This window comes from Nitrosomonas eutropha, from assembly GCF_003201195.1.
Taxonomy (GTDB): Bacteria; Pseudomonadota; Gammaproteobacteria; order Burkholderiales; family Nitrosomonadaceae; genus Nitrosomonas; species Nitrosomonas eutropha.
In genome coordinates, this window is record NZ_QICQ01000053.1 from 1 (window position 1) to 6,806 (window position 6,806).

Annotated in this window: 7 protein-coding genes and 4 pseudogenes; 3 read left to right on the forward strand and 8 right to left on the reverse strand. The window is 51.4% G+C overall.

Annotated elements, in window-relative coordinates:
- The 3 pseudogenes from C8R14_RS12570 to C8R14_RS12580 all read left to right on the forward strand — a co-directional run.
- Positions 1-93: pseudogene (locus C8R14_RS12570) on the forward strand (IS5/IS1182 family transposase); the annotation flags it as partial.
- A 62-nt stretch (positions 94-155) separates the two neighbouring features.
- Positions 156-298: pseudogene (locus tag C8R14_RS12575) on the forward strand (IS481 family transposase); the annotation flags it as partial.
- Between the two features lie 269 nt (positions 299-567).
- A pseudogene (locus C8R14_RS12580) lies at positions 568-1,541 on the forward strand (methyltransferase).
- A gap of 50 nt (positions 1,542-1,591) precedes the next feature.
- Here the strand turns inward: C8R14_RS12580 and C8R14_RS12585 are convergent.
- The 8 genes and pseudogenes from C8R14_RS12585 to C8R14_RS12620 form a co-directional block, all read right to left on the reverse strand.
- A pseudogene (locus C8R14_RS12585) lies at positions 1,592-1,906 on the reverse strand (IS3 family transposase); the annotation flags it as partial.
- Positions 1,907-2,153: 247 nt separating this feature from the next.
- On the reverse strand, positions 2,154-2,969 hold the full coding sequence (locus tag C8R14_RS12590) for a class I SAM-dependent methyltransferase (RefSeq protein ID WP_011634136.1): 816 nt from the start codon (positions 2,967-2,969) through the stop codon (positions 2,154-2,156).
- A gap of 51 nt (positions 2,970-3,020) precedes the next feature.
- The gene (gene bla / locus C8R14_RS12595) at positions 3,021-3,980 is read right to left on the reverse strand and encodes a class A beta-lactamase (RefSeq protein ID WP_011634137.1); all 960 of its coding nucleotides are present in this window, start codon (positions 3,978-3,980) and stop codon (positions 3,021-3,023) included.
- Positions 3,977-4,591 carry a class I SAM-dependent methyltransferase gene (locus C8R14_RS12600; protein WP_011634138.1) on the reverse strand — a complete coding sequence of 205 codons (615 nt, stop codon included), beginning with the start codon at positions 4,589-4,591 and terminating at the stop codon, positions 3,977-3,979. Before C8R14_RS12600 ends, bla begins: the two co-directional genes overlap by 4 nt.
- A gap of 109 nt (positions 4,592-4,700) precedes the next feature.
- A complete protein-coding gene (locus C8R14_RS12605) occupies positions 4,701-5,192 on the reverse strand; it encodes a hypothetical protein (protein ID WP_011634139.1) in 492 nt (163 codons plus the stop codon).
- A gap of 135 nt (positions 5,193-5,327) precedes the next feature.
- Positions 5,328-5,678 (reverse strand): hypothetical protein, encoded by a 351-nt coding sequence (locus C8R14_RS13625; RefSeq protein WP_143055271.1) that lies wholly within the window; start codon positions 5,676-5,678, stop codon positions 5,328-5,330.
- 77 nt (positions 5,679-5,755) lie between these two features.
- Positions 5,756-6,232, reverse strand: a complete 477-nt coding sequence (locus C8R14_RS12615; RefSeq protein WP_242500220.1) for a pyrimidine dimer DNA glycosylase/endonuclease V — start codon at positions 6,230-6,232, stop codon at positions 5,756-5,758.
- Positions 6,202-6,699, reverse strand: coding sequence for a TspO/MBR family protein (locus C8R14_RS12620; RefSeq protein ID WP_011634141.1), 498 nt, complete (start codon positions 6,697-6,699; stop codon positions 6,202-6,204). The genes C8R14_RS12615 and C8R14_RS12620 overlap by 31 nt, the downstream gene beginning before the upstream one ends.
- Positions 6,700-6,806: the final 107 nt, after the last annotated feature.

Below are 6,806 nucleotides of genomic sequence, written 5' to 3' on the forward strand. Positions count from 1 at the left end.
AGACGGCTGTGGAAGAACTGTGAGCGCTTACCCAACACCAGCTTGCAGTTTATTCACCTGGCCTTCCTGGCCGTTCTACTCAAAAGACTTTGAACGGGCTCTTAGGGTCCATAAGGCATCATCAGGATTTCGATTGCTTAACAAACATGGAGTGTTATGCGAGTCTGTATAATCAGCAACTACCGCACAGTCTGCCTTCAAGAGTAAAACTCCAATGTAGGCCATGAAAGAATGGTATAGAACTCATCTCCATCTCTTTCATAAAAAACCATACAATCATCCGGGATGTGATAATTAGCCAAATCGGGGCGGGCAACACTTAATTCTACTTTCTTGACATCAGCTTTTGCTATAGCTGTAGCTCTTGCTTTCCTTGATTAGATCGATCAATCGCTTATGTTGACAATGATGCGGCACTTTCTTTGTAACACAATGCTCTACTTTATCGTCATTATGGCATGATCAGGTTAGCGTTATTATTGTCGCCTTTTGAAAGGAAAATAAATGTCCCAAGACGAATCCAAGCCCGTTTCAACGGAAGCTCCCCCAGCAACGCAACTGATGCAGATGATTTTTGGATTTGTTACTACGCAGGCCATCTCTGTAGCGGCGAGACTGAGTTTGGCTGATTTGCTCAAAGATGGACCGAAAAGTATAGAGGAACTTGCTCAGGCAACCGGCACCCAGGCAAGCGCTCTCTATCGTATCTTGCGCGAGCTTGCCAGTGTTGGTATCTTTGCTGAAGATGACGCGGCGCGCTTTAAACTGACCCCCTTGGCCGAACTGCTACGAAGCGATACGCCTGGTAGTGTGCGCGATCTTTCTATTTTTATCGGAGCGGATTGGCATTGGCGTGCATGGGGCGATCTTTTCGGCAGTGCTCAGTCTGGCCTGCCAGCGTTCGAAAGAATCCATGGTAAAGCCTTCTTCGAGTATCTAGGCGAAAATTCTGGTCCCGCCCAGATTTTCAACGATGCCATGACCAGTATGAGTGCTACCGCCAGCGCGGCAATCGTCGACGGCTACGACTTTACGGGAATCAGCAAGCTCGTCGATGTAGGTGGCGGTCACGGCATGCTTCTTTGCTCAATCCTGGAAAAATTTCCACAAATGAGCGGAATCCTCATCGATGCCCCTTCCGTCATTGCTGGAGCAAAGGAGGCTATTGAAGAGCGTGGGCTTTCGAAGCGCTGCGAGGCAGTTGGCGGTGACTTCTTTGCATCGGTTCCGGCGGGGGGAGACGCCTATATCATGAAGCATATCCTCCATGAATGGAACGATGAACGCGCGTCGACCATCCTCCAGTGCTGTGCCGGGAAATACCGACAGATGGCAGGCTTCTTGTCGTCGAAATGGTTATTCCGGAAAGGAACGCACCATCGTTTGGCAAGCTAATGGATCTGGAAATGCTGGTGCTGCTCCACGCTCATGAGCGTACTGAAGCTGGATATCGTGAGTTGTTCAATCGGTCTGGCTTCCAGTTGACCAGAATCGTTTCGACCAAATCAGCATACAGCATAATTGAGGGAGTGCCTGTTTGACTTTCCATCCCACCAGCTTAAAGCATCCGCTTCGATCTTAAATCTTCACGTCGCTGGCTGTTATAAAACATGGAAATATACTGCAGTACCTCTTGCTGGGCTGCATAGCGAGTCAGGTAATGTTGCCAGTGGATTTGCTTCTGTTTAAGGCTACCGAAAAAGCTCTCGGCCACTGAATTATGCCGGACATTGTCCTCTCGCTTGTCAGCTCGCGAAACTACACTACGCTTGTTTTTCCAACAATTTCCCACACGACTCATACTGCCGATAAAGCCATGCATTTTTAAAAGTTGGTGATACTGTTTGCTGGCATATTGCGATCCACGATCCAAATGTACTGTCAGCCCTGCTTGCGGCTGACGTTGTCAGACAGCCATTTCCGCTATCTGTAAGTTGTTGCTGTTTGCCAGGTATAGAACTGATAGGACAGCGGCTAAGCAAAGTAAAAATGTAATTCCAATAGTAGTTTTATTCATATTTCCAGTTCGTATTCCTGCAAGAGTGCTAACGACAAGCTCACCCGCCGCCGGAAGCCCGAAGCGAAGCACAAGCGTAGGGCTGTAGGCGGTCGGGTGCAACGCCTTGTTGGGTGGTGACTCCCCCTGCCAGCCTTTACTTGAATGCCACTGCGATGTGCGTTGACATCGGAAATGTTATCGTGTCTCCATCTCGGTACCGTTGCGCCACCGCCTGCGTCTCGCTGGTGACCGCCTCCACGAGTGCGGAGCGCGCCGCAGCATCCAAGTGCACTACCGCTGGGAGTGACGTCGCTGCTCCCAGCACCGTGAGTTGCACAAAGCGCTCTGGCGCAGGCAGGTGAATAGTGAGCGACCGTGGCGTAATCGCTATACGTTGAAAGCCTGCATCACTTAGGAGCGTCCGCAGTTCTTCGGCATTCCATAATGCAAAGGGTACATCCACGGTGCCAATGGTCGTACCGAGGTGGCGTGCGGTCGCTTGAAACAGCGCCTCATACACTGGATGGCGGTGGAGCGCCTGCCACACACTGATCACGACACGCCCGCCATCGATCAGCACTTGCCGCATCTCTCGCAGGGCCGCGGCGCGATCGGGAAAAAACTGTAAGCCTTGCTGGCACAGCACGAGCTCGAACGCATTATCCGGCAGGTCGAGGTTGATCGCATTCCCTTCCAGCCAGGCAATCGGCGCGCCTGAGGGGGCGGGGAGCGCACGGGCAACGGCCAGCATGGCTGGATTGATATCGAGCGCGACCACCTTCCCTGCCGCTCCAACGAGGGGTGCGACTTGCCGTGCTACACTGCCCGTGCCGCACGCCACATCCAGCACTCGTTCACCAAACTGTGGAGCCGCGTACTCAAGCAGCACCTGTGTCCAAGGGGCAGAGATGGTGCGGCCAAAATATTGCTCGTATGTTTCGGCTGGATTCGGACTTTGCTGATGGCTCATAGAGTTCTCCTCACTGACAAGATGATGACCGCTGCCCAACCAGGACATTGGTCATGCGAAATGATGTGCTACCAGATGACTGATACTGGCATGCGCGGCGACCAAAGCCGGGCGATCTGCTCTTCCCTCACTTAGAAACGCCGCGATAAGGATGGGAGAACGACCGGGAGGAATGGCGATCGCCACATCGTTAACTGCGCCATGCTCGCCTGTGCCGGTTTTGTCGCCAACCAGCCAATCCTTGGGCAGCTTCGCTCGCAAACGATCATAGCCCGTTTCGCAGTCACGCAACCATTGCAACAGAAGATCGCGGGATGTAGATGAAAGGCGATTCCCGCACAGAACGTTACCCATCAAAGTAGCCATCGCTCGAGGTGAGGTTGTGTCGCGGAGATCGCCTGCGTCGTTGTCATTGAGCGTAGGCTCGTTTCTGTCGAGACGCGTTACAGCATCACCGCACGACCGGACAAACTCGGTGACAACGGACGGGCCGCCCAATTTGGAGAGCAGCAGATTGGCGGCCGTATTATCACTGACAACAATCGCAGCACGGGTCAATTCGCTCACGGTCATGAAACCTTCTTTAGCATGCATGCTTGTGACAGGTGCATAGGCCAGAAGATCAGCCTGTCCATACAAAACATGACTGCTGAGTGACAACAAATTTTGCTCTACCTGCGCAAGAATGGTTGCTGCGAGCACCCACTTGAATGTCGAGCACATCGCAAAGCGTTCATCCGGCCTGTGTGCCAATACCTTGCCGCTTCCTGTATCCACGGCAAAAACGCCGACCCTCCCACCAACTTTCGCCTCAATATCGGCGATAGAAGCAGGCTCGCCTTCAGTGCTTGCGGCAGACAAGACAGGCATTGCCGCCAGAGCGCTTACGACGGCGATCAAAAATTCTCTTCTTGTGCAGAGTGGGCTATTCATGCGTTTGTGACGTCTAACGCTCAATTCAACAGTGTGCGCAATGCGTCCGCTGGAATGAAATGTTATGCGTTGTTTCATTTGTCCTCCATGCGCGTACGCTGGCAGATGATGTAGACGTGTGGTTGAGGATACTGATCGTACTCAAGGTGTCGACAGACCGCTCCAGCCTGCGCAATCACCTCCAATGTCCGGGGAATTCCAAGCGTGCTGTGGTACATGGGAGGTCCCATGTACGTGTTACTGATCTCGGACGGCTCTTCCGTGCCGCCGATGGTGAATATGGCGACACCACCAAGGCTAAGCCCGGCCAGGATCTTGAGGAGGACCTGCTTCTGAGCCCTCAATGGCACATGCCAGACACTATCCCAAGCGGAGATGAAGTTGTAGAGATAGGGAAATTGCCACCTGCATATATCTGCATGGTGAAACGTCAGGTGCGGGTGCCGAGATAGAGCGAGTTCGAGCATCTTTCTCGAGATGTCCAAGCCCTCCGTAGAAAACCCGTGGTTGAGCAAAAATTCGATAACGCGCCCGCTGCCGCCGCAGCCGATGTCCAGAGCTGCACCTCGTAGTGTCGTGAAAGCAACTGCTTTCTCATGCTGGGCGATGCCGTCGTCTCTCGGGAAACAATCGCTTTGCCAGCGATGAGCAATCAGGTCGTAACTGTCTCCAACGTCCTGTGGGTTCATGGCTCGTGATTCAATGATGATAATGCTGCAAATCACCGACAGCTAAAAGCAGAACGAGGAACGAGCAGCGTTTTTTGCTGTTCGTGTGCATTTGTCTTGTTACGCTAAATCAATCATCTTCGGCTGGTGGTACTGAATTTGGATCAATCCAAACGCCACCCCTTTCAACAACCTTTCGTCTACGTTTAGTCATACGCTCATGCTTACAATACTTTTCATCCAACTCTTCCCATAATAATTTCAATTCCTGTGATTCTAGACATACTGGCTTAGCCTTAAGGTGAAATTCAGTGAAATCAGAAAGCATTTCGCTGTACTTGATATTTCTGTTGTCTATGTCAGTCCGCAACGCCTCAATTTTTTGCTGCAATGTTATGTTCTTCTCATTGAAATCCAATTTTTCTTTTTCAACTTCCCTGTTTAGATTTCTCTGAAAATCTGTTCTGAGTTCAGTGAGACTAGTTTCCAATGTCTTTAGACGAACACCGTATGCCCAACGAAACGCCCCCCAGATAGCCACGATAAACGGTGTAAGAATGGCAAGCAATCTTAGAAAATCGGCGAATGTAAGTGTTCGAAGAGCCTCAATGAATTCCGGCATTCTCTTAACTATGGTTAACAGTCATTATTGGCATAACGCCTGAGCTCAGCTGCGTTTGAGGCGGTGACCATTTTTGCGGCAGCAAAAATGGGCGGCGGGTCAAATGTCAGTTGCAGCGACTTGTTGGGCGACAGCCTACCGTTCACAAATTTCAAATTCCAACTCATGCAGCTTCTGCTCCGAAAGATTGACTAGTTGCTCAGGTAAAGGGGCACTCACATAGGGATTTGAGAACATGCGAAATTTGTACGCCTTCGTTTTGGAACTGACATAAAACCATAGAATAAATATCAGCACACCTGAAACATGATCCCAAAGAGGAAAGTTTCGCTCGATCTCAGTTTGAAGTCGTTCGTGAGCGCGAGGAAGTTCACTAACGTTTAAGGCAATAACGAATGGTCTGCCAGGAGCATGCTGACCATGTTCGGCTTTCCGCATGATCGGATTTAAATAGCTCGTTTCTGGCACGAGAGAACGAAGCATCACGACCAGGTTCCCTCGACCGTTTAGCAATGTCGCATTGGAAAAAAAGGTTGGTTCGTCATCCGGCCACCACTCTGGCCCTAAAAGCTCTCTGCAACGCGCTCCCACGATGCAATGCCACCAGGCTTGCAACGGAACAACGGATGGCATGCTGGTGTATCTACCTCACTCCATTGCGCATGAACCGCTGGGCTGCGAACAGCCAGCTTGCTTTGTAGGTGGCGCCACTCATATGCAAGCTGCCCCGCCGTGACCGAAATATTCCGGACTGCCCGAACCGAGCCGATCTTGAGTCGATTGAAGCTGTAACCCCGAGCCGTTGCCTCATCTTGCACTGCGGCAAGATAAGCGTTGATGGCTAGATGTGGAAGCGGATGCTCGCGAAACCGCTCCAGCTGCGGGTGATGGATGTAACCACGCGTCTCGCCGCACAATACGGCTTTGGCCAGTAGAGCTTCACGCCAAAGCGCAACAAGACCTTTTGCATCTAGGTATTTGGGGTGTAGTGACCAAAGCCGCACGACCGTTAGCCCAGGAATTGCGGGTTGAGCTGCCACACAGAATAGCAAAGCGCTGAGGCAAAACTGACCCATAGTAGGTAAGGAATTAGCAAAACACCAGCCAACACTCGAATACGCCAGAACAAAACAAGTGTTGTAACAATGAGCAACCACAACAGCAGGATGTCTGCGAATGCCAAGGCTCCCATATGCCAACCGAAGAAAAGCCAGCTCCACAAGGCATTTACCGCTAGTTGCACCAAAAAGAGGATCAGTGGCGCACGGGCGGCACGGAACCCTTTGGCACGCCAGACAAGCCACGCGGCGAAGCCCATAAGCGCGTACAGAACTGTCCACACCGGGCCAAAAACAGTTGACGGCGGAGCCCAACCAGGACGGACAAGATCCGTGTAGAACGAACTGGCATGTATTGAAGCAGCAGCACCTATGCCTGCTGCGATAAAGCTAATAACAAGCCACCCGACGAGGCCGATAATCTGGTTTCTCAGTGACATATGAGTCATGAAATGTCTCCTTGTTCTGGTCAAGTAAACCTGGACACATTATTAAGTACTTTTTTCAAACTCCTGCGGAGTCATATTTCCCAAAGTGGTATGCAATCTGCGTGAGT

Bases quoted from the DNA above. Each gene is read 5' to 3' on its own strand.
- C8R14_RS12590 (WP_011634136.1), bottom strand. From the start codon at position 2,969: ATGAGCCATCAGCAAAGTCCGAATCCAGCCGAAACATACGAGCAATAT.
- C8R14_RS12620 (WP_011634141.1), bottom strand. From the start codon at position 6,699: ATGACTCATATGTCACTGAGAAACCAGATTATCGGCCTCGTCGGGTGG.
- C8R14_RS12600 (WP_011634138.1), bottom strand. From the start codon at position 4,591: ATGAACCCACAGGACGTTGGAGACAGTTACGACCTGATTGCTCATCGC.
- C8R14_RS12605 (WP_011634139.1), bottom strand. From the start codon at position 5,192: ATGCCGGAATTCATTGAGGCTCTTCGAACACTTACATTCGCCGATTTT.
- bla (WP_011634137.1), bottom strand. From the start codon at position 3,980: ATGAAACAACGCATAACATTTCATTCCAGCGGACGCATTGCGCACACT.